Consider the following 553-nt stretch of genomic DNA (forward strand, 5'->3'; position numbering starts at 1 on the left):
AACTTCCCCGTCACCTGCGTCATCAACACATTCTCGACATCCCGCGCACCCGCCGCGCTGCACTTGGCGAGCACCGCTTTGACAATCCCCGAATCAAACTCGAACTGTTTGCCGGTCGCAGCTTTGTAGCGGCCACGCAACTTCTCAAGCTTGGCCAAGACAATCCCTTCCAGCGTCGCCTCATCCAGCGGCCGATACGCGACCACGGTCATGCGCGCCAGAAACGCCGGGCGGAAGGCTTGCAGCAAGACTTTATGCAGCGCTTCGTTGAAAGCCTCGGAACCCAGTTGTGCAACCGGCGTATCAAGTAAAAGCTCGGCGCCGACGTTGCTGGTGGCGAGCATCACGGTGTTCTTGAAGTCCACCACCAACCCGGTGCCGTCCTCCATCAAGCCTTTGTCGAAGACGTTGTAGAACGCTTCCAGCACATCCGGATGGGCCTTTTCGATCTCATCCAGCAACACCACCGAATACGGTTTGCGCCGCACCGCTTCGGTCAGCACGCCACCGCTGCCATAACCGACATAACCCGGTGGTGCGCCTTTGAGTTGGC

At 59.1% G+C, this 553-nt stretch carries 1 protein-coding gene; it reads right to left on the bottom strand.

Annotation, left to right across the window (positions count from 1 at the left end; genetic code table 11):
- The coding region (locus tag BK660_RS26725) for an AAA family ATPase (protein ID WP_185045225.1) at positions 1–553 on the bottom strand (553 nt) is incomplete at both ends.

The sequence above is a fragment of the Pseudomonas brassicacearum genome (assembly GCF_003732265.1).
In the GTDB taxonomy this organism is placed as follows: Bacteria; Pseudomonadota; Gammaproteobacteria; order Pseudomonadales; family Pseudomonadaceae; genus Aquipseudomonas; species Aquipseudomonas brassicacearum_D.